We start from the raw sequence: 19,856 nt of genomic DNA, 5'->3' as shown, positions 1-19,856 counted from the left end.
ACAGTCAGGCGCTCGCGCCCATTTGGCGCTCGATGCAAGAGAAAAACTGTTCGATCATCCGCTTGGCAACACCACCGAGCATGCGTTGGGCGACACCCGCAAATGGGCCGCCGAGTTCGACATCTCCTTCGTAGACAATCTCGGTCGTCTGGTCGTCGATTGCGCGAAGCTGCACGCTCCCGTTACCCCGCGCAAAGCCCGGCTTCCCTTGTCCCTCGATTGCCATGCGGTACGACTCGGGTGGATTGATGTCGGCGAGCTGCACCTTGCCGGTGAAGGTACCTTTGACCGGGCCAATCGCAACCGTCATTGCCATCTCATACTGATCAGGTGCGATCTGGTTCAAATTCTCGACACCCGGCAGGCAACTGGCTATTGCCTGCGGATCGGTCAGTCGCCCAAAGACAGTGTCGCGTCTCGCACGGATGGTGTAGGAACCGGAGATTTTCACTGCTGCTCCCTTCCCTGAACCCGGACACAGTGGTGCCGACCCCAGCGCCGTTCCGGCTACTGCTTGCCGCCAACTCTTCGGATCGCGCACCGTTCCAACATCGGCTCGGACGGAACGACTCTGCAGGTTCGCTGGCATCCAACCTCATCATACGGCCGATCTTGATGATGGTCAAGAGGAAACACTCTACGAGACCCGATCTAGTCTGGAGTCTGGCATCGCCATGCGCCGCCTTGCGCGCTTGCTGCCTGCTGCGCCGTGGAGTTTGGCTGATATTGTCGTCGCTCGGTCACCACAGCGCCTGTGCTGGGCTACTCTGCTCAACGCGTCTGGCAAGGGAAAATGCTGCCGCTTGGTAGGCAGGCAGACAGGGATCTGAGCGGATGCTCACCATCCATAGGGGATATTGCGGCGCGGGTTGAGTACAGGATAGATTGGCCGCGCGAGAAGCGTTGCGCATCGCTGCCAAAAAACGGCGAGTTCTTCTGCACTCAGGAACGGTGCTAAGAGGCGTTGCACCTGCCGCCGGTGACGGAGCAACCGGCGGAGATCTGCAACCAGTGTGAGAGGAATCGGCTCGCCGCAAAAGTCCCAGAGAACCGTGCGCAGCTTTGGATCGACATGGAAGGTCAGTCCGTGATCGATTCCCCACACGCGTCGATCAAAACGTCCCTGGAAGAGATGACTCGCCTTGCGGTCGGCATTGTTCGTGAGCAAATCAAAGAGCGCGATCTGCTGAAGCTGAGAGCGAAACGACGACCCCCGCAGCGGTCGGTCCTCCGGTTCAATGAAAAGCTGGACAGTCCCGATGCCATATGGCCCGTTGCGGATCACGGTCGGCGGAATGAACGTCCAGCCCAAGACGCGACTTAAAAGATAACTGGCGTACTCGCGCTTATAGAGCGTGCCAGCTGGAAAGTCCCACAGCGGTACCTCACCGCGTGCCGGCTTGTAAATACCGATCAAGCCTGGAACAATGTCCTGCTCAAGGAGCACGGCGAACGTGTCGTTCGAGCCCCACGGTACAAGCTCCATATGCGCCACAGTTCCGATCGCGAGAGCGTGTCGGAGCTGTCGGACATGGCGTCGTCCCTGCGGGGTGACAAGGTGGTGGCGAGGTCGGCGATCGGCGAGCTCTGACATCATCGTTGCACCCTGGCGCCACATCCCTTGGCGCGCTGCGCGACAACCTTAGCACAGAGGGGGTGCTGGTTACAGGTTACCGTGACCGAGTAGGATTAGCCTTGCACGTCGGCCCTCGGCAACGCTGGAGGCCGCGGCGAGTCCGCGCAGTGCGTGCCTCTGTTGCGGCGGGGAAAGATACAGCAAGACACCGAACGGGCGAGGGCGATGAGAGTGGATCGTGTCGATGGACAGGGAGGGGCGCTGGTGAAGGTCACGGTCGAGCGTCTGCCGCAGAGCACGGTGCGACTTGATATTGCGGCAGATGAGGAGGAGTTCCGCGCGGCACTTGAACGGGCGCTCCGGCGGATCAGCCAACAAGTGCAGGTGCCCGGCTTTCGTCCGGGACGAGCTCCGCGCGCTCTTGTGGAGCGGCGAGTCGGGCGAGAACTGATCGTCGCGGAGGCACAACGGGAGTTGATGGATCGGCTGTATCGCGAGGCGCTCCAACAGCACCAGCTCGTCCCCGTCTCCGATCCGGAAGTCGAGATCTACCAGGATGAGCCGCTTGCGTTCCGGGTCGAAGTCCAGGTCTATCCACAAGCGGAGCTGGACGGGTATCGTGAGATTCGGGTCGATCCTCGAGAAGTGACCGTGACAGATGAAGAGATCGAGCAGGTCATCGAGGGGCTCCGGCGTGGCCAGGCGGTTTGGCGAACGCCGGCCGAGCCTCGGTACCCGCGGGACGGGGATCAAGTTGTTGTGGACATCGAGGCATATGAAGGCGAGCAGCCGTTCCAGGAGCCGCTCCGCAATGCGACCTTCGTGCTTGGCGAAAGCAACCTGTTCGCCGAGATCGACCAGGCGATTCGCTCGCTCCTGCCCGGTGGCCAGACTGAGTTCGATATCGCCTTCGCTGAAGACAACGAGCGCGTCAATCCAGAGCTCCGTGGCAAGACGCTCCACTATCGGGTGGTCTTGCACGAGGTGAAGGAACGCGAACTTCCGGAACTTGATGATGCGTTCGCGCAGTCCTTTGGCGTGCAGTCGCTCGCGGAGCTCCGCGAACGGGTTCGCCGTGATCTCTTGCGCCAGAAGGCCCAGGCGGCGCGAGCGGAGGTGCTTCAAGCCGCGGTGGAGCGGCTCTTGGAGGTCGCAAAGGTCGAGATTCCGCCCGCACTCATTGACCGGCAAGTTGCAGCTGATCTGGAACGATTACGAGAACGGTTGCGGCAGCAAGGGAGCAGTCTCGAGGAATTCTTGCGCTTTCAAGGAAAGACGTTGGAGGAATTCGCGCAGGAGCTCCGACCGGAGGCAGAGCAGCGGTTGCGCCGCTTTGTTGTACTTGAGGCCTTCGCGCAAGCCGAGGGAATCTCGGTCACCGAAGAGGAGCTCGAAGAGGAGATCGAACGGCTGGCGGTGGCGAGTGGCCGTCCGGAGGAGTACCGGGCGGTCTACAATGTGCCGTCGATCCGGAATTATCTGGCCGATGAACTCCATGAACGGAAGGTGAGTGAGCGACTCCTTGAGTTGGTCACCGAGGGTCGCGGGCCGGTGGTTGGTGAAGCCGCGGCTCTCTTGACGGGAGAAGCGGAAGAGCCGGTGACCGAGGGCGAGGGAACCGGTGGCTCCGTCGGTACGCCAGCACGGAGTGAGGAGTCGGTACCCGGGACGGAGACTGCAGTGAATGCCGAGGATACTCAAACTGAGACGACGGAAAGTAGCGAACAAGCCTAAAACGGCGAGGAGGCATCATGGAGCGCGACATCCGACCCGAACTTGTCATTCCCATGGTGATTGAAACGACCAGCCGAGGAGAGCGTGCGTACGACATCTATTCTCGGCTGCTTCGTGACCGCATTATCTTCCTGGGCACGCCAATCGATGATCAAGTGGCGAATGCGGTGATTGCCCAGATGCTCTTCTTGGCGCATGAGAATCCGGAGGCTGATATCAAGCTGTACATCAACAGTCCTGGTGGCCTTGTGTACGCTGGGCTCGCGATCTACGACACGATGCAGATGATTGAGCCGGATGTGGCGACCTACTGCGTTGGACTCGGTGCGAGCATGGCAGCGGTTCTGCTCGCCGCGGGCGCAAAGGGGAAGCGCTTCGCACTGCCGCATTCACGGGTGCTGATCCATCAAGGGACGTCTGGCTTCCGCGGTTCGGTGCCAGATATCGAGATCCAGGCGCGTGAGACACTGAACCTGACAACGATGCTGACCGAACTCCTGGCCTTCCACACCGGTCAGCCATTCGAGCGTGTGAAGCGGGACACCGAGCGGGATTACTTCATGAGCGCATACGAGGCCAAGGAATATGGGATCGTCGATCAGGTGCTTGAGCCAGTAAAGTTGCAGCGGGCCTAGGAGGCGGACACGACGGTGGAGAAGGGGCGATGGGAATGACCACACGTGGGGGACGGGTCTTTTACCGCTGTTCATTCTGTGGCAAGAGCCAAGAGGAGGTTCGGCGACTCATCGCCGGCCCGAACGGTGTCTACATCTGCGATGAGTGCGTCCAGCTCTGCCAGGAGATCATCCAGGAAGAGGCGCCACCGCGGCGTCCTGCCCCCACGTTGACGCAGATCCCGACGCCGAAGCAGCTGTACGAGCAACTCAGCCAGTATGTCATTGGGCAGGAACGTGCCAAAAAGGTTCTCTCGGTCGCTGTCTACAATCACTACAAGCGGATCCTGTTGGGTGACGAGAGCGACGTGGAGCTTCAGAAGAGCAATATTCTTCTGATTGGCCCAACAGGGAGCGGCAAGACGCTGCTGGCGCAGACGCTCGCGAAGTTGCTTGACGTCCCCTTCTCCATCTCGGATGCCACGACGCTCACCGAGGCCGGATACGTTGGGGAGGATGTAGAGAACATCTTGCTCCGGCTGATCCAGGCAGCCGGTGGTGACGTCCAGCGGGCACAGACAGGCATTATCTATATCGATGAGATCGATAAGATCGCGCGGAAGAGCGATAGTCCTTCGATCACGCGCGATGTCTCGGGAGAAGGAGTCCAGCAGGCGCTTCTGAAGATCCTCGAGGGGACGATCGCCAATGTCCCACCACACGGTGGCCGGAAACATCCTCACCAAGAGTACATTCAGATCGATACGCGCAACATCCTCTTCATCTGCGGTGGCGCCTTCGAGGGCTTGGATGAGATCGTCCGGCGTCGTATTGGGAAGGACTCGACGATCGGCTTTGGCAAGCGGGCAAAGCACGATGGCCGTGAGGAGAACGTGCTCCATCAGGTTATCCCAGATGATCTCCTGAAGTTCGGCCTTATCCCCGAATTTATCGGCCGGCTGCCGGTCGTGGCGGCGCTGGACCCGCTCACTCATGACGATCTCGTACGGATCCTGGTAGAGCCGAAGAACGCGATCGTCAAGCAGTACCAAAAGATCTTCGCACTGGACCATGTCGAACTGATTTTCACACCAGAAGCGCTCCACGCCACTGCAGATCTGGCGGAACGGCGAGGGACTGGTGCCCGCGGACTGCGGACTACGCTTGAAGAAGTGCTCCTTGACGTGATGTACGAACTTCCCTCAATGCAGGGTGTCCGCAAGTGTGTCATCACCGCTGATGTCATCTACCGGCGTCGGCCGCCGCTCCTCTTAGCTGCGAATGACGAACCGATTGAATTCCGGTACGAGCAGAGTGCTTGAACGAGGAATGGATATGTGAGGACGGGCCGGGAGACTTACCCGGCCCGTTGGGTTTTGCGAGAGGGTTGGTACCGCTTAAAGCGCGGTTACTCCTTCTTAAGGCGTCGGCTCGGCGAGCGTCGCTTTTCGTACTCCAGAATATCTTGGAGATGCTCCCGGTAATGCTCATACGTGTCGGGAGCAACAAGCTCTCGTGTCAAGACGGGCGTCCGCTCCAAGATCTCGAGTAGCTTCTCGTGCGTTCCCAAGAAGCGATCCCACACCTCACGCAGAGAGAGCTGCTCGTTGCGGCGAATGTCTTCCTCATTGAAGACGTCGATATCTTCTATGGTGGGTGGCTCCCGCCCTTCTTCCAGCGCTTGGATGCGCTGGATCAACACTCGCTCCCACGTTGCAATGTGGGCCATCAAATCTTTGATGGAGTGCGTGCCCCAAGAGCCAGTTTCCACGATCTCGTGTTCGGTGAGACTGCGAATTGCGTTACGGAGCTCTACCCACGCACTTTGGATATCCTGCAGAATCGCTCGCCGCTCCATAATGTCGATTGTCATGACTCCCTCCCTTCAGTTCCGAGATCCCCCGCGGTGACACACCGAGCCTACCATGCCGAGGGCCCGCAAGAGCGCCGTGAAACAGAACGGCGCTCGGGCATACCCGAGCGCCGAACCTCTCGTATGCCTGGGTGTCACTCGCTCCGCCGTTGCATGCCGCTCACGACGCTCACCCAGTACAGCAACTGCATCAGCGCCATCAAGAGGCCAGCGACGTAGGTAAGTGCTGCGGCATTAAGCGTCTCACGGCTTTGAGCGAGTTCCGTGCGATCGACGAGTCCCATCGTCGTCAGCGCTTGTAGTGCTCGGCGGCTTGCATCGAACTCAACCGGCAAGGTGAGTAACGCGAAAAGCGTGCCGGCTGCAAAGAGTGCGACTCCGGCCCATGCAAGACCTGTCAGTCCGATCACGATGCCAGCCAGAATCAAGATCCAGCCAATGTTTGTTCCAAAGGTGACGACCGGGACAATGGCTGTCCGCAGCTGCAAGGGCAGGTATCCGACTTTGTGCTGAATCGCGTGCCCCGTCTCGTGGGCAGCGATCCCTAGCGCCGCGACTGAACGTCCGTAGTAGACTGGCTCAGAGAGCCGAACGACGCGCCGCAGCGGATCATAGTGGTCGGTCAGTTCACCCGGTGTCAGTTCCACGGGCACGTCGTAGAGTCCGTTATTGTCTAAGATGAGCCGCGCCACTTGGGCCCCAGTCAGGCTGCGTCCGTTCGGCACCTGCCCGTACTTGCCAACTGTGGAGCGGACGCGCCATTGTGCATAGAGCATCAGGATCAGCGCGGGAGCGAGGAAGACAAAGTACATTGGATCAATGATAAACATGGTTCACCCTCCACCATTCGACCGTCCCACACCGGAGCTGCCCGTCGAGAGGTTTGGCCAGCTCCGGTGTGTGACGATCACGGTAATCACTATAAAGTATGACCCATGACGTTTGCAAACGTTGGGGCTGAATAATAGGGATGGAGGATCACCGTATGGAGTCGGAGATACAGGTCGTTGAGGACGCGATGCGAGCGATTGTGGAGCGGCAGGCAGCGCGATTTCCTGCTGTCGAAGGGAGTCTCCCGATCTACCGCGTCCTCGCTTATCATCTTGGTTGGCTCGATGAGCGGTTTCAACCGACAGGAGTAAGCTCCGGTAAACGCTTCCGGCCGCTGCTCTGCCTCCGGGCTTGCACCGCTGCTGGCGGTACGCCCCAGCAGGCTGCGTGGATTGCAGCGGCAATCGAACTCCTTCACAACTTCACGCTCATTCATGATGATATCCAAGACCGCAGTCTGACGCGTCGGCACCGACCGACGGTGTGGGCATTGTGGGGTGATGCCCAGGGGATCAATGCCGGTGATGCGCTGTTTGCCCTAAGCCAACTCGCGGCGTTGGAGGCAGCGTCACAGCTCGAAGCAACACGGGGGATGGAACTCCTGTCTCGACTCAACGAGACCACACTCCGGATTGTTGAAGGGCAAGTCTTGGATCTGAGCTTCGAATCGTGCGACGCGGTGACGAAAGACGAGTACTTTCAAATGATCGAGCGCAAAACGGCTGCACTCACCGCCTATGCTGCCTGGGCAGGCGCGATGGTGGCCGGAGCATCCAGCGAGCTCGCCGAACGATTCGCGAACTTTGGTCGCGCGCTTGGACTCGGCTTCCAGGTACAAGACGATTATCTGGGCGTGTGGGGCGATCCGTCGCAGACCGGAAAGGCGCGTGGTGATGATTTGCGACGTCGGAAGAAAAGCCTCCCAATCCTACTCCTCCTCGAGCGAGCGAGTCCGGATGACCGGGCGTGGATTCAGTGCGCATGGCGCCAGGAACAGGACCTCGACCCTGCAACTGTGGAGAGACTGCTGACGCTGCTTACGCAGTATGGTGTTGAAGCGGCGATGCAGGAAACGGTTCGGCGCCTCCACTGTGAAGCGCTGGCTTGTCTCGGCGAACTTGGCTTGCCGGCCGAGCGCACTGCACCGCTGCATGAAATCGTGGAGCGGCTCGCTGTGCGGGAAGCCTAACTGTCGGCCTGTGGCAGCAGGGTTGGCTGTTTCCTGCCAGTCTCCTGCTCGAGCAACCGAAGTGTCGCTTCGACCAATCCGTAGGCACCGGTCACCATCATGTCGCCATAGGGGGCCGCCTCGTACCAGCCGAGGGATCGTGCGAGGGAGCGGTTTGGTCCGGTGATGGCCACGAAGGGGAACGGTGCTGCTCGCCTGTACTCGGCAGTAAGCACCGCGCCATGTCCACCAAGATGGATGACCCGGTCGTGCGTGAGGCGTCCGAACTGGAGCGCATCAACGAGTTCCTGGAGAACCTGCGAAGTGATTCCACCCGTGTGGTGTTCGAATAACCCATAAATTTGGACACCACGAACGGCAACAGCGAAGGTGTGCATGTTTCCGACATTGACGACGACAGCTCCCTCATGTCGAGCGGCACGCCAGACTACTGGATCGCAGAGCGCACCGAGGACAGCAGCGGGCCCTGTATCCATGAGGACGCAACCAGGGACGAGTCGCTGAACTGCTCGCATCCGGAGGAGATACGAAGGAGGCGTGCGGAAGGCAAGGAAACGCACATCGTTCGTTTGGACAAGAAGATCACGCAGGAACTGGTAGCGGTACTCGTGTGCCGCCTCGTGCTCGTCATAGCCGTGATCCTGCACGGCGATTGCCCAAAGTGCTGGTGGTTCGACCTCAAAAAGGCGGAGCGCTGTCGTCAGAGCCACGACGTCCACATCGCCGAGCCAGACGACCTCCGCTCCGAGAGGCGGGACTTCAGTGAGCTCGATACCCAGAGAGCGGACACGCTCGAGATCGTTGTGCAACGTCCGAGCAGCATCAGGATGTGCGCTCACAGGAAGGCCGGCGGCGAGATGGGCCCGGATGGCGTCGCTACTTGCTCCGCCACCCATCACTGTCCCGGCGAGATAGAGTGGGTTTCCTCGGATCGTGATCGCGCGGATTCGTTCCGCGACGATCTGAGTCTGCGACGGCAGGACGAGTTTGACACAGTTTTCGGGGGTCCGGTTCGACTCGTAAAGAACGATGTCCTGTGTTCCGGCGCCGGCATCGATCGCCAAAATCCGAACCGGATTCTCCATCGCTTGCCTCCCCGGGTTCGCCAGGTTACTACGAGTTTGCCACTCGAACGAATCGTCGGGGATCGTCGCATGGCCAGCATGGATCCGTGGCCTCTGCATCGAACTCGAGAAGGAGCACTTCGGGGGGCGCGAAGAGGCGGAATGGCAGTTGTGTCAAGCCGATCCCTGCACTCACGTAGGCGAGCATACCGCGTTCCCAGAACCAGCCGCGTTGCAGTCGTGAGTGCGGCTTCCGTCTCATTCGGTCAAGGTACCAAGCCGCATCGAGGGGTCCGATCTGCCCGGAAGGTGTGAGCCGGATTTGACCCCAGTGGGTGTGACCGAAGAGTGCCAGATCGGCGCACCCAAGAGGGATACGGTCAAGAAGCAGTGGTGCGTGTGCGAGTAGGATACGGGGAACGGCACCGGGTGGATTTGCCAGCAAACTTGGATCATCGAGGCCAGTGTAGGGATCGTCCAGACCGACGAGTTCGACCGTCATGACGCGGTGGTCTCGTTCGACTGTCACATGGAGTCGCTCGTTCTGGAGAACAACGGCGCCCCGGGATGCAAGGAAACGCGCGATTGCGGACGCGTTCTCAGGGCCACGTCGGTGGTCGTGATTCCCAAGAACTGCGTAAACACGGGGAAACAGGGTAAGGGTATCGAATGCGGTCGTCGGGATAATACGTCCCTGGTCGAAGTAGTCGCCGCCCAGGAGGACGATATCGGGCTTCCAAGCACGGAGCTGCTCAAATGCCGCATGCGTGAGGGCAGTACTTGGACCAGGGCCGCCGATATGGAAATCGGTAAGGAAGGCAAGGCGGAGGCTAGTCGGGAGGGCGTCGATCCGCGGAAGACTGATACGGATGATGCGAAACTGTAGTCGTCGCGGCTCAAGACTGGTGCGCGCGAGCATAAGGAGACCGAGCGCACTCACCCACGGAATCACTCGCCTCGGTGGGAGATTCTTTGAGGTCACTGCACTGTCCTTCGAACAAGTGTTCAACGTATACTTGGCTTGACTTGGAGTTCGCGCCCGCATTGGGCGCAGGTCGCAGGGAGTGTACCAGTGCGGCAGCAAAGACGATCCGGGGGCCGGTTGCCGATCACGCATGCCATGGAGGACTACCTGAAGGTCATCTTCGCACTTGAACGCGAGGAGGGACGGGTCACCACGCAGGCGATTGCCGAGCGGCTCGGTGTGCAGAGTCCCTCAGTGACAAATATGCTGAAGCGTCTGGCCGCACTGCATTTGGTCGAGCATCAGCCGTACCGCGGTGTGCGCTTGACAGATCGCGGGCGCGACGTGGCACTGGAAGTAATTCGGCATCATCGTCTCCTCGAGCTCTTTCTGACCGAGCTTCTTGGGTACCCATGGGATGCAGTTCACGAGGAGGCGGATCGGCTCGAGCATGGGCTATCTGAGGAGCTCGAATCCTGGATCGACGCACGACTCGGCTTCCCCACCGCTGATCCCCATGGTCATCCGATCCCTCGTAGTGACGGCTCCTTGCCGGAACGCCCCTGCGTGCGATTAGAGGACGTGTCACCGGGACAGTCAGTTGAGGTGCTTCACGTTGCGGATCACGATCGTGCCCAACTACGCTATCTTGCCGAACTTGGCATCCGACCAGGCATGCGGGTAGAAGTCCTCGAACGTCTACCGTTCGAAGGCCCCTTGCGTATCCGCGTGGGCACCCAGGAGCACTACGTTGGCACGCCCCTGACACGCGCAATCTTTGTGGCCGTCGACAAAGCTCCTGACTCTGATGCACAGCTCGAGCGGAGACGAGTGTGACGCAAGGGGCTGTGATCTCCACGAGGACGAGAGAGGCCACGGTCCTTGTCTACTGGGCGTTCTTCTTGATAGCGCCCGTGGCCCCCGACATTCCGTCGTGAGGACCGGTGCCATGTCTCGTTATCGCTGGCGCGAGCCAGACGCACTTGCCGATGTCGCGTGGTCCCTGACGGAGCATCCATTGCTCAGTGCGGTACTCTATCGCCGTGGCATCCGTGACCGGGATGCGGCGCAACGGTTTCTCTCCCCGCGACATGACGATTTGCCTGATCCAAGGGGGCTGCCGGATTTGCAGCGGGCCGTCCTGCTGATCCAGGCGATCCGCCAATCGTCCCGACCGGTCGTGGTCTTTGGCGATTACGACGTCGATGGGCTGACCGCGACCGCGCTCTTGACGTTCGTTTTCCGGGAACTCGGCCTCGTGGTGAAACCAATTGTCCCCCATCGATTACACGACGGATACGGATTTCATCCTCACCATGTCCCACGCATCGTGGAGCAGAACCCCTCCCTGCTTGTCACTGTCGATTGTGGGACAGGGGACTGGGACGCACTGTGTGCTGTCCAGAAAGCCGGCATTCCGGTCATTGTGCTCGATCACCACGATGTGCATCGTCTGGATTGGCCAGAAGATCTCGTTTTCGTCTCCGTCAAGCGGCCGGATGCGCCCCCTGTGTTTCGAACGTTGGCGGCGGTTGGAGTGGCCTACCAATTCGCGCGTGCGCTCTTGGGCGATCGTGCTGCTGCACGGTATCTTCCGCTTGTCGCGCTTGGGACGGTCGCTGATGTCGTACCGTTGGTTGAGACAAACCGGACGCTGGTCGCCTCCGGCCTCGAGCGGTTCTGGGACTCAGCGCCGATCGGTCTGCGAGTCCTCGCGGCCGTTGCTGGTCTAGGCAGCGACCGCGAGCGTCGCATTACGAGTTGGCACTGCGGATATGTGCTCGGACCACGGCTGAACGCGGCCGGGAGGATGGATGATCCGCAGCTGGCGCTCGACCTGCTCTTAGCAGAGGACGTCGATCATGCTCAGCGACTAGCACGGCGGCTTTCCGAATTGAACGCGGCGCGTCAGCGCGCCATTGAGCAGATGCTCCGCCAGGCAGAACAGCATCTTCGCGTCCGCTCCACGCTCCCTCCTGTCCTCGTGTTGGCCGACGAAGCCTGGCATGTGGGACTTGTTGGGTTGGCAGCGAGTAAGCTTGTCAGTCGATATGCGCGACCTGTTGTCCTCCTTTCTCAGAGTGAAGACGTCAGTCGCGGCTCGGCGCGAAGTGTGGATGGATTCGATATTTCGGCAGCATTGGAGCGCTGCCGGGATCTTTTGCTCGATCATGGTGGACACAGCGCGGCGGCAGGATTGACGCTCCCGACCGAACGGATTGCCGAACTCGAGGCTCGCCTTCTGCAATTGGCTTCGGAGGCATTTGGTGATCGCGAACCAGCGCTGCCGCTCGACCTCGATCTCGAACTCCATCCTTTTCAGATCTCGCTTGATACATGGGAGATGCTCTCCCGCTTGGAACCGTTTGGCCATGGGAATCCGGTACCACGGTGTCTCCTACGCAACGTGTCAGCAGTGGATGTCTGGCGAACTCAGGATGGCCGTCACTTGCGGTTTACGGTTGTGGCGGGGGACGGTACGATACGGCAGGCAGTGTGGTTTGAAGGTGGCGAAGAATACGAGCGGCTGCGTCGCATGGGCCGGATTGACATCGCGTTCACGCTTCGACGGACTTCCTGGAATGGTCAAGACCGAGTGGAATTGGATGTCATTGATATCCGGCCCACACAGTGAGGTGAATCCGAGAAGTTCACTCATTGTGGCACTCCTGGGTTGTGGCACGACGGTAACCGAAGCGGCCACGGCGGATTTCCTCGACGCATGATTTCTCTCTTGTCTCGCAGGGTATGGAGGCCTCGAGCGCACAGGGCATTCGGATTGCCTTCATCCAGCATGGCGGATGGGGACGAGCGTCGCGATCGTTTGGACGAGTTGGCGAACACGATGCTCGTCGACCGGGTTGTGGACTATCCCTTCCACCTTCACCCACGTCCCAACAATGGCCCCATTCGCCACGCGAAGAAACGATGCGACGTTCTGCGGCGTGATACCGCTGCCGAGAAGAAGTGGGACACCTGGAAGCTTCTGCCGAATACTGGTGGCGTGCTCAAGGCGCGGAGGTTGCCCCGTGGATGACCCGGTGACGATGAGCGCGTCGGCAAGTCCACGCTCGACCGTTTCGACCGCCGCTTCCTCGAGTGGCTGTGGAGTGAGAGGGGTACCGTGCTTGACATGAACGTCGGCCCAGATTTGGACAGATGCGCCAAGCAATGTCCGGTAGCGCAGCGTCTCATCGGCCTTCCCCTCGATGATTCCTTGATCAGTCAGCATCGCACCGACGTGGACGTTGACGCGAATGAAGCGGGCTCCTGTGGCCGCGGCGATCCCGAGTGCAGCCAGTGCATCGTTCCGAAGGACATTCACACCGATTGGCAACCCGGTTGCTCGGCGAATGTCCTCGACAATGAGTGCCATTGCAGCGATCACATGGGGTTCGACACGCTCCTTGCGGAAGGGAACATCGCCAAAGTTCTCGATGAGCAGTGCGTGTGCACCACCACGCACGTACGCCTCAGCGTCTCGGAGCGCGCGCTCACGAACGGTCACCAACGAGCCGGTGAAGCGTGGAGTTCCTGGTAGGGGTAAAAGATGGACGACACCGACGAGCAGGAAGGGCGACTGCCAAAAGTCCGTCTTGTGCTTCTCCATCGATACCTTCACCCTTCATGACGATTGTCGGCCTGATAGCGAGCATACTTCATACAGGCAAAGGTGACGGGTGCTTCATGCGAGTGGACGCGAACCAACGAGCGATGAGCATTCAGGAACTCGCTGAGCGCTCTGGCGTGCCGCCACGCCGGATCCGCTACTATGTAGCGCGCGGGTTGCTGCCACCACCTGTGGGGCGCGGACCGACTGCCCGGTATGGTACCGCCCATCTCCAGCGGCTCAAGGTCATCCAACAACTGCGTGCACGCCGACTGGGTTTGGAGGAGATTCGATCCGAGCTGACGCGGGTAAGTGAAAGCCTAGATCTTCAGGCGACGGTCTGGTATCGCTGGGAACTTCGGCCAGGGGTAATACTGATGGCGCAAGCCGATTTGCCTGCCCACGTACGAGAGCAAGTAGAGGCGCTTGCTGAGGTCGCTCGGCGTCTCCTCGCAGATGACAGGGTGAGGGCGGACGATGACGAGGTGTGACACACGAGCTGCCTTAGAACCGGTCGTTCAGGTGCTTCGGGCCGCTGGATTTTGGGCATATCCACTCTATAGTGAAGACGGCCGCTGGCTCGTGGCCTGCGATACCGAGGCTGGAAGAGTTGATGTCCGCATCGGTTCGGACGGGTATCTGGTCGAGGTGTGGGACGTCTCACCTGGTCTCTTCTTCGACGAAGAGGATGAGAGACGACGGATGATCAGAGAGCGTCTGGCACGCATGACGCTCACACGCCTTGTCGAGACGATTCGGAGTGCACCACTTGCCCCTGGCGAAGAGCTACTCTCGGATGCCTGGTGGGACGAACAGGAGCACGGTGTCGGGGTACGCCTGAGTACTGAGATCCCGTTTAGTGCTGGTAGCATGTTGCCCGACGTGGTGTCGTCGCTCTTGGAGCAGTTGGATGAGTTGCTGACGCGGATCGAGGCACGGCTCCTCGACTGAGAGGAGGATCGCCATGGTGAGTCTAGGGATCGAGGGATTGGCACTCGAGCAGTGGCGACGACTGCTTCGCGTGGCGTTGGGAGAGGAGCCGGCAGATCTCGTCCTGCGGCACGCGCGCGTCGTCAACGTGGCGAGCGGAGAGATCGAAGAAGCCGATGTCGCGATCGTCTATGGACGAATTGCGGGTGTCGGAGACTATCCTGCCGGTGAGCGGGAAATCGATCTCGCTGGCGCCTATCTGGCACCGTCCTTTATCGATGGACACGTGCATGTAGAAAGTTCACTTTTGTGGATTGACCAGTTCGCGCGAGCTGTCGTCCCGCATGGTACTGGAGCGGTGGTGACCGATCCGCACGAAATTGCGAACGTGGTCGGTCTACCTGGCATTCGGGCCTTGGCTGAGGCATCCGCGGCGTTTCCGCTAGATGTCTTTTTTACCATTCCCTCCTGTGTGCCAGCGAGCCCGTACGAAAGTGCTGGAGCGGTCATGGACGCAGCGACGATCCGGGAAGGGCTTGCGCTTCCCAATGCCGTCGCGCTTGGTGAGATGATGAACTTCCCCGGTGTCCTTGCGGGAGATACAGAGATCTACGAGAAGTTGAGCTTGCCAGCACGGCGTCGCGATGGGCATGCACCGGGCTTGCGCGGGCATCGTTTGAATGCGTATATCGCTTCGGGTATGGGCTCAGATCATGAGTCAACGCGGCTGGAAGAAGCACGCGAGAAGCTGCGTCGTGGGCTGCGCATCATGATCCGTGAGGGCTCCACGGAGCATAACTTGCTGGAGCTCCTTCCCCTAGTGACCGACGCAACCTACCCACAGTGCTGCTTCGCCAGCGACGATCGCGACTGCGCGACGCTGCTCCATGACGGTCACGTGGATGCGATCGTACGGAAGGCTATCGCGGCTGGACTCGACCCGATTCGAGCGATCCGCCTGGCTACCCTGAATACCGCCGAGTACTGGGGACTCGATGGATATGGCTTAGTGGCGCCGGGGTACTGGGCCAATCTGGTAGTCTTCGAGCGCCTTGACGACATCCGGCCCTCGCTCGTACTGTTCCGTGGCGACGTTGTTGCAGAAGACGGAAAAGCACGCTTCACGGTCGAGCGAGCAATTCCTGCGTGGCTTCTCGACACCGTGCACATCGCGCCGGTCGAGCCGGCGCAGCTGCGTATTCCGGCAGCCACCCGCATGGTCGCCGTGGAGGCGATTCCAGGCCAGATTGTCACGCGGGCCATCGAAGTAGAACCGTCAGTCCGGGATGGAGAGGTGCAAGCGGATCCGGATCGGGATCTTCTGAAACTTGTCGTTGTGGAACGACACCGAGCGACGGGACAGATCGGTGTGGGGCTGGTTCGCGGTTTTGGCTTGAAGCGTGGGGCGATCGGCTCGTCGATTGCCCACGATGCGCACAACATCGTTGTGGTCGGCGTTGATGATGCGGACATCCTGCGGACCATCGAGACGATCGCGGCGATGCGGGGTGGTCTGGCTGCCGTCGTTGCTGGGGAGGTGCGCGCGCAACTGGCCTTACCGGTAGCGGGCATCCTGTCGCCGGAACCCTTGGAGGTGGTGGCTGCGCAATACGAGGCCGTCGAGCAGGTTGCGCGCGAGCTCGGGAGCACGGTACCCGCTCCGTTCGCTCTACTCTCGTTTATGGCCCTTTCAGTGATTCCCGAAGCGCGCGTAACCGATCGAGGGCTGGTTATCCTTCGCTAGCGGAGTTGTGAAAGCGTGTGTGTGCCATGACGAAATTTCGAGTGCTTCCGTCGCGCGCCTGGAAGCGAGGTTGTGCCCACGTGCCGAGCGAAGCCGTAAGGATCACATGCAGGAATGAAAGTGTTCCCGTCTCAGCTCATTTCGACATGTGGGCTTCCCAGGGGTATCGAGACGGAAGTGACGGTGCATTAAGTCGACTCAAAGTGCAGCTTTTCGACGAAATTCAGGGCAATGGATGGAGCAACCGACACGAAGGGGGCTTGCTCTAGAGAAGTGGGGCATCGTGTGGGTCGGACTGGATTGATCCTCACGTGTGCGATTGCAGTGGGTTCAGGTGGGGAGCAGGCGATTCGTGAGCGCCGAGAATGGTCCATACCTCTGTAGGGGCAGCGCTGACAGGTGGGGCAGTGCTATACTATCCACAGGGAAATGAAGGGCGCCGTAGCCAAGCGGCCTAAGGCAGCGGTCTGCAAAACCGCGATTCGGCGGTTCGAATCCGCCCGGCGCCTCCGTTAGCTCTTTGAACCACTCTTACCGGTTTTGTGACCTGGTCCCCCGCGTGATCGGTTACCCCAGTCGGTCACGTTCCCGACACTGCGTGAACCTGTGAGTACGGAATGCCTTACCGGCGGCGTACGAGAATGGTGAACTCCTGCGCTCGTCGCGTAGGGGTTACACTCAGATGACAGTATGCTGTTTTGCTGCTTGGTGTCTTCCGATCCCCCAGGGTACACATCGAGGCAGTAGGTGCGCTGATTCGCGGTCATAGGAAATAGCCCAGGATGGCTTCGTGCACGTGGCACATTGCGTCCCCGGGGCTGTGCAACCGATGATGCCTGTGGTGGAGCCACGCTGAACTCCGGGCCTCTACCCAGCGCTACACGGTGAGGTTCAGCACCTGCGGCGCCACGGCAGACCCTTCCGGCATCCTTCTGAAAGCGAAGAGGCGGAGCGTTCGACCTTGCCAAAGAGTATGGAGAAGCGTGCGGTGTCAACTTGTCGATTGGTCGGAAGAGGAGCAATGTGCCATGCAGGAACAGTTGCTTCATCGGGAAGTTGTCTTTGCGGGCCGGCTGATCACGGTGTACCGTGATGACGTTGTTCTCTCGGATGGACAACGACGGGTCCGTGAGATCGTGCATCACCCTGGGGCAGTCGCGGTCCTTGCGGTGAAGGGTGACGGACGGGTGGTTCTCGTTCGGCAATATCGCCACGCCATTGGACGGATGTCGCTCGAGCTCCCGGCGGGCACCTTGGAACCAGGAGAGTCGCCGGAGGTGTGTGCGCGTCGAGAACTCGAAGAAGAGACCGGGTACCGTGCAGGAGTGTTACGAGAGTTGGTTCGTTTCGCGGTGAGTCCCGGGTGGACCGATGAGGAGCTGGTTGTGTTCGTTGCCGAGGAACTCGAGTTGAGTCAACCGCGCCCAGCAGCGGACGAGCGCCTGAGTGTCGTGGAGCTGACAACAGATGAGGCGCGTCTCGCAATAGCGCGTGGGGAGATCAGCGATGCGAAGAGCCTCATTGGGCTACTTGGGTACTTCGGGTGGCAACTGCGCTGATGTGCCTGCTAGGCATAGTACGTACATGCGGCATCAGTACTCACCATCCTAGGACTGGTGATTCCTAGTGTGTGACCAATTCCGCATCGTCGAATCATCTCCTGTAGTGGAAACTCATAGCGAGGTTTCTAAGAGGGGGTGCGTGGCGATGCGGTGCAACGGTTCTGGCAAGCGGCAGGGGGTCGTGCGGGTACTGGTCGTCGATGATCACCCGTTGTTTCGTTTCGCGCTGCGGCAATTGTTGGATCAGCATGGACGATTCCGGGTGGTAGCAGAAGCAGCTTCTGGGCATGAGGCGGTGCAGCGTGCGGAACTTCATCACCCGGACGTGGCCTTGGTCGATGTGCGTTTGCCCGGGATTAACGGCCTTTATGTCGCACGCTTGTTGAAGCGGCAACTGCCCAAGCTCGCAGTGGTCCTTCTTTCTGCAGATCAGGCGGAACACTGGCTACTCGGTGCGCTCCGGGTTGGCGCAGCCGCGTTTCTTGCCAAGGACAGCGAGCCGCGCGAGATCCTGGCGGTCGTCGAAGCGGTTGCAGCTGGTGAAGACCGCTTGCCACACCAGATTTTGGAAAAGCCGGACCTGGCGCGTCGTGTGCTGGGGGAGTTGCAGCGCTACGTTTCCGGAGAAACAACATCCGAGTCTCCGGAGACTGCGCTATCAGTGCGAGAACTTCAAGTTCTTGACTGTGTCACCCAAGGGATGTCGAACAAGGAGATTGCTGAGGCACTCTTTATCACCGAGCAGACCGTGAAGAACCACATGACGTCGATCTTGCGCAAGCTCGGTGCTCAGGATCGCGTGGATGCGATCCTGGCAGCGGTGCGGCACGGGTGGGTAGCAATCACGCCGTCCCGGTCGTCGGTGGCACTGTCGGCTTGATGGCCGACGCGACTTCTGCCAAGGCAATATCTCGACGGTAAGTCATTCCAGGGAAGCGGATGTGCTCGATCGCTGCGTAGACGCGTTCGCGCGCTGCTGCAAACGTCGGGGCGACTGCGGTGACATTGAGAACTCGCCCCCCCGCAGTCACAATTCGTCCGTTCTCTCGCCGTGTGCCAGCATGGAACACGAGCACTTCAGCGGGGAGCGCATCAAGCCCCTCAATGGGGTACCCCGTAGCATAGGAACCAGGGTAGCCTCCCGAGGCAAGGGCGACTGTAACGCTCACGCCTGGATGCCAGCGTAATGAAGCCACGCTGTGGAGCTCGCCACGCGCAGCGGCGAGGAGCAGGTCGGCCAAACTGCTCTCGAGTAAAGGAAGAATGACCTGGGTCTCCGGGTCACCGAACCGGCAGTTGAACTCCAGTACTGCGGGACCTCGCTCAGTCAGCATGAGACCGGCGTAAAGGACTCCACGGTAGGTTATGCCGCGCCGTGCCAATTCTGTCAGAGTCGGATGGATGATCCTTTCGAGGATCTCACGTTGGAGTTCTGGAGTTACTTCGGGGACTGGAGCATACGCACCCATGCCACCGGTGTTCGGACCGGTATCACCGTCCCCAAGCCGCTTATAGTCGCGAGCGGGTTGGAGTGGCACCACCGTCGTTCCGTCCGTCACGGCGAGGAACGAAACCTCGCGACCTGCTAAGTACTCCTCGAGCAGGACCTGGTCGGCAGCAGGTCCAAGACCGCGTTCGACGAGCATCCAGTGCAGGACGCGTTCTGCCTCGACGCGGTTGTTGACAACGACCGCACCCTTGCCGGCAGCGAGTCCCGAGGCCTTGATGACGAGGGGGAATCGCATCGTATCTAGTACGCTGAGAGCTTCTTCGAGCGCAGTCACGATGGTCGCGTGGGCAGTGGGCACGCCCGCTGCTCGCATGACGTCTTTTGCCCATGCTTTGCTCGCCTCGATCCGCGCCGCCGCCGCTGTTGGACCGAAGACTAGGAGTCCAGCCTCTTGAAAGGCATCCGCGAGGCCACGCGCGAGAGGTTCCTCCGGGCCAACGACCGTCAGATCAACACGATAGTCACGCGCTGTAGCGACCAGCGCTGGAATATCGGTTGCCGGGATAGGTAAGTTCTCCGCGATCGCGGCAGTTCCGCCATTCCCTGGTGCGACGAGTACGCGCTCTACGGACGGGGAGCGCTGTAACGCCCAAACCAGCGCGTGCTCGCGTCCGCCGCTCCCGACGACCAGAACGGTCAAGCCTCGTCGAGCCAT

General features: G+C 60.2%; 19 protein-coding genes and 1 tRNA gene. 12 read left to right on the top strand and 8 right to left on the bottom strand.

The genetic code is table 11. The features are described from left to right. Positions 1 to 4: 4 nt before the first annotated feature. On the bottom strand, positions 5 to 589 hold the full coding sequence (locus tag NET03_RS00895) for an SRPBCC family protein (protein ID WP_252127004.1): 585 nt from the start codon (positions 587 to 589) through the stop codon (positions 5 to 7). Positions 590 to 838: 249 nt separating this feature from the next. Continuing rightward, positions 839 to 1,597 carry an SCO1664 family protein gene (locus NET03_RS00890; protein WP_252127003.1) on the bottom strand — a complete coding sequence of 253 codons (759 nt, stop codon included), beginning with the start codon at positions 1,595 to 1,597 and terminating at the stop codon, positions 839 to 841. Positions 1,598 to 1,801: 204 nt separating this feature from the next. On the opposite strand from NET03_RS00890, the gene tig reads away from it, so the two are divergent. Genes tig through clpX form a run of 3 tightly spaced genes read left to right on the top strand, consistent with a single transcriptional unit; the run spans position 1,802 to position 5,246 of the window. Next, the gene (gene tig / locus NET03_RS00885) at positions 1,802 to 3,310 is read left to right on the top strand and encodes a trigger factor (protein ID WP_252127002.1); all 1,509 of its coding nucleotides are present in this window, start codon (positions 1,802 to 1,804) and stop codon (positions 3,308 to 3,310) included. 17 nt (positions 3,311 to 3,327) lie between these two features. Then, a complete protein-coding gene (locus NET03_RS00880; RefSeq protein ID WP_286207012.1) occupies positions 3,328 to 3,945 on the top strand; it encodes an ATP-dependent Clp protease proteolytic subunit in 618 nt (205 codons plus the stop codon). Positions 3,946 to 3,974: 29 nt separating this feature from the next. Then, a complete protein-coding gene (gene clpX / locus NET03_RS00875) occupies positions 3,975 to 5,246 on the top strand; it encodes an ATP-dependent Clp protease ATP-binding subunit ClpX (RefSeq protein WP_252127001.1) in 1,272 nt (423 codons plus the stop codon). 86 nt (positions 5,247 to 5,332) lie between these two features. On the opposite strand, the gene NET03_RS00870 is transcribed toward clpX, so the two are convergent. Beyond that, complete coding sequence (locus NET03_RS00870) at positions 5,333 to 5,797, bottom strand: DinB family protein (protein WP_252127000.1); 465 nt, start codon at positions 5,795 to 5,797, stop codon at positions 5,333 to 5,335. Positions 5,798 to 5,931: 134 nt separating this feature from the next. Then, the gene (locus tag NET03_RS00865; protein ID WP_252126999.1) at positions 5,932 to 6,627 is read right to left on the bottom strand and encodes a zinc metallopeptidase; all 696 of its coding nucleotides are present in this window, start codon (positions 6,625 to 6,627) and stop codon (positions 5,932 to 5,934) included. A 155-nt stretch (positions 6,628 to 6,782) separates the two neighbouring features. Here NET03_RS00865 and NET03_RS00860 point away from each other — a divergent pair, with 155 nt between their 5' ends. Further along, complete coding sequence (locus NET03_RS00860) at positions 6,783 to 7,817, top strand: polyprenyl synthetase family protein (protein WP_252126998.1); 1,035 nt, start codon at positions 6,783 to 6,785, stop codon at positions 7,815 to 7,817. Here NET03_RS00860 and NET03_RS00855 read toward each other — a convergent pair. Both NET03_RS00855 and NET03_RS00850 read right to left on the bottom strand, forming a co-directional pair. Beyond that, positions 7,814 to 8,902 (bottom strand): DUF1786 domain-containing protein, encoded by a 1,089-nt coding sequence (locus tag NET03_RS00855; RefSeq protein ID WP_252126997.1) that lies wholly within the window; start codon positions 8,900 to 8,902, stop codon positions 7,814 to 7,816. The genes NET03_RS00860 and NET03_RS00855 overlap by 4 nt on opposite strands. Before the next feature lie 28 nt (positions 8,903 to 8,930). Next, entirely contained in the window at positions 8,931 to 9,863 is a 933-nt protein-coding gene (locus NET03_RS00850) for a metallophosphoesterase (protein WP_252126996.1), read from the bottom strand. 90 nt (positions 9,864 to 9,953) lie between these two features. Between NET03_RS00850 and NET03_RS00845 the strand changes: the two genes are divergently transcribed. Both NET03_RS00845 and recJ read left to right on the top strand, forming a co-directional pair. After that, positions 9,954 to 10,682: a metal-dependent transcriptional regulator gene (locus NET03_RS00845; RefSeq protein ID WP_252126995.1), complete on the top strand. Its 729-nt coding sequence runs from the start codon at positions 9,954 to 9,956 to the stop codon at positions 10,680 to 10,682. Positions 10,683 to 10,794: 112 nt separating this feature from the next. Continuing rightward, entirely contained in the window at positions 10,795 to 12,480 is a 1,686-nt protein-coding gene (recJ, locus tag NET03_RS00840; RefSeq protein WP_252126994.1) for a single-stranded-DNA-specific exonuclease RecJ, read from the top strand. Positions 12,481 to 12,630: 150 nt separating this feature from the next. Here recJ and NET03_RS00835 read toward each other — a convergent pair whose 3' ends face one another. Next, a complete protein-coding gene (locus NET03_RS00835) occupies positions 12,631 to 13,455 on the bottom strand; it encodes a BtpA/SgcQ family protein (protein ID WP_252126993.1) in 825 nt (274 codons plus the stop codon). A 77-nt stretch (positions 13,456 to 13,532) separates the two neighbouring features. On the opposite strand from NET03_RS00835, the gene NET03_RS00830 reads away from it, so the two are divergent. From NET03_RS00830 to NET03_RS00805, 6 genes are all read left to right on the top strand, one after another. Then, complete coding sequence (locus NET03_RS00830) at positions 13,533 to 13,946, top strand: helix-turn-helix domain-containing protein (protein ID WP_252126992.1); 414 nt, start codon at positions 13,533 to 13,535, stop codon at positions 13,944 to 13,946. Continuing rightward, complete coding sequence (locus tag NET03_RS00825; protein ID WP_252126991.1) at positions 13,933 to 14,406, top strand: hypothetical protein; 474 nt, start codon at positions 13,933 to 13,935, stop codon at positions 14,404 to 14,406. Before NET03_RS00830 ends, NET03_RS00825 begins: the two co-directional genes overlap by 14 nt. 13 nt (positions 14,407 to 14,419) lie before the next feature. Further along, a complete protein-coding gene (gene ade, locus NET03_RS00820) occupies positions 14,420 to 16,129 on the top strand; it encodes an adenine deaminase (RefSeq protein WP_252126990.1) in 1,710 nt (569 codons plus the stop codon). A gap of 435 nt (positions 16,130 to 16,564) precedes the next feature. Beyond that, a tRNA-Cys gene (locus NET03_RS00815) sits at positions 16,565 to 16,638 on the top strand. A gap of 519 nt (positions 16,639 to 17,157) precedes the next feature. Further along, a complete protein-coding gene (locus tag NET03_RS00810) occupies positions 17,158 to 17,688 on the top strand; it encodes an NUDIX hydrolase (RefSeq protein WP_252126989.1) in 531 nt (176 codons plus the stop codon). A gap of 148 nt (positions 17,689 to 17,836) precedes the next feature. Beyond that, a complete protein-coding gene (locus NET03_RS00805; protein ID WP_252126988.1) occupies positions 17,837 to 18,571 on the top strand; it encodes a response regulator in 735 nt (244 codons plus the stop codon). On the opposite strand, the gene purD is transcribed toward NET03_RS00805, so the two are convergent. After that, positions 18,534 to 19,856, bottom strand: a complete 1,323-nt coding sequence (gene purD / locus NET03_RS00800; protein ID WP_252126987.1) for a phosphoribosylamine--glycine ligase — start codon at positions 19,854 to 19,856, stop codon at positions 18,534 to 18,536. The two genes, NET03_RS00805 and purD, sit on opposite strands and share 38 nt — an antisense overlap.

Origin of the sequence: Thermomicrobium sp. CFH 73360 (assembly GCF_023806465.1) — a bacterium.
GTDB lineage: Bacteria > Chloroflexota > Chloroflexia > Thermomicrobiales > Thermomicrobiaceae > Thermomicrobium.
The sequence above is the reverse complement of the archived record's forward strand: the minus strand, read 5'-3'. Positions and strand labels throughout refer to the sequence as shown.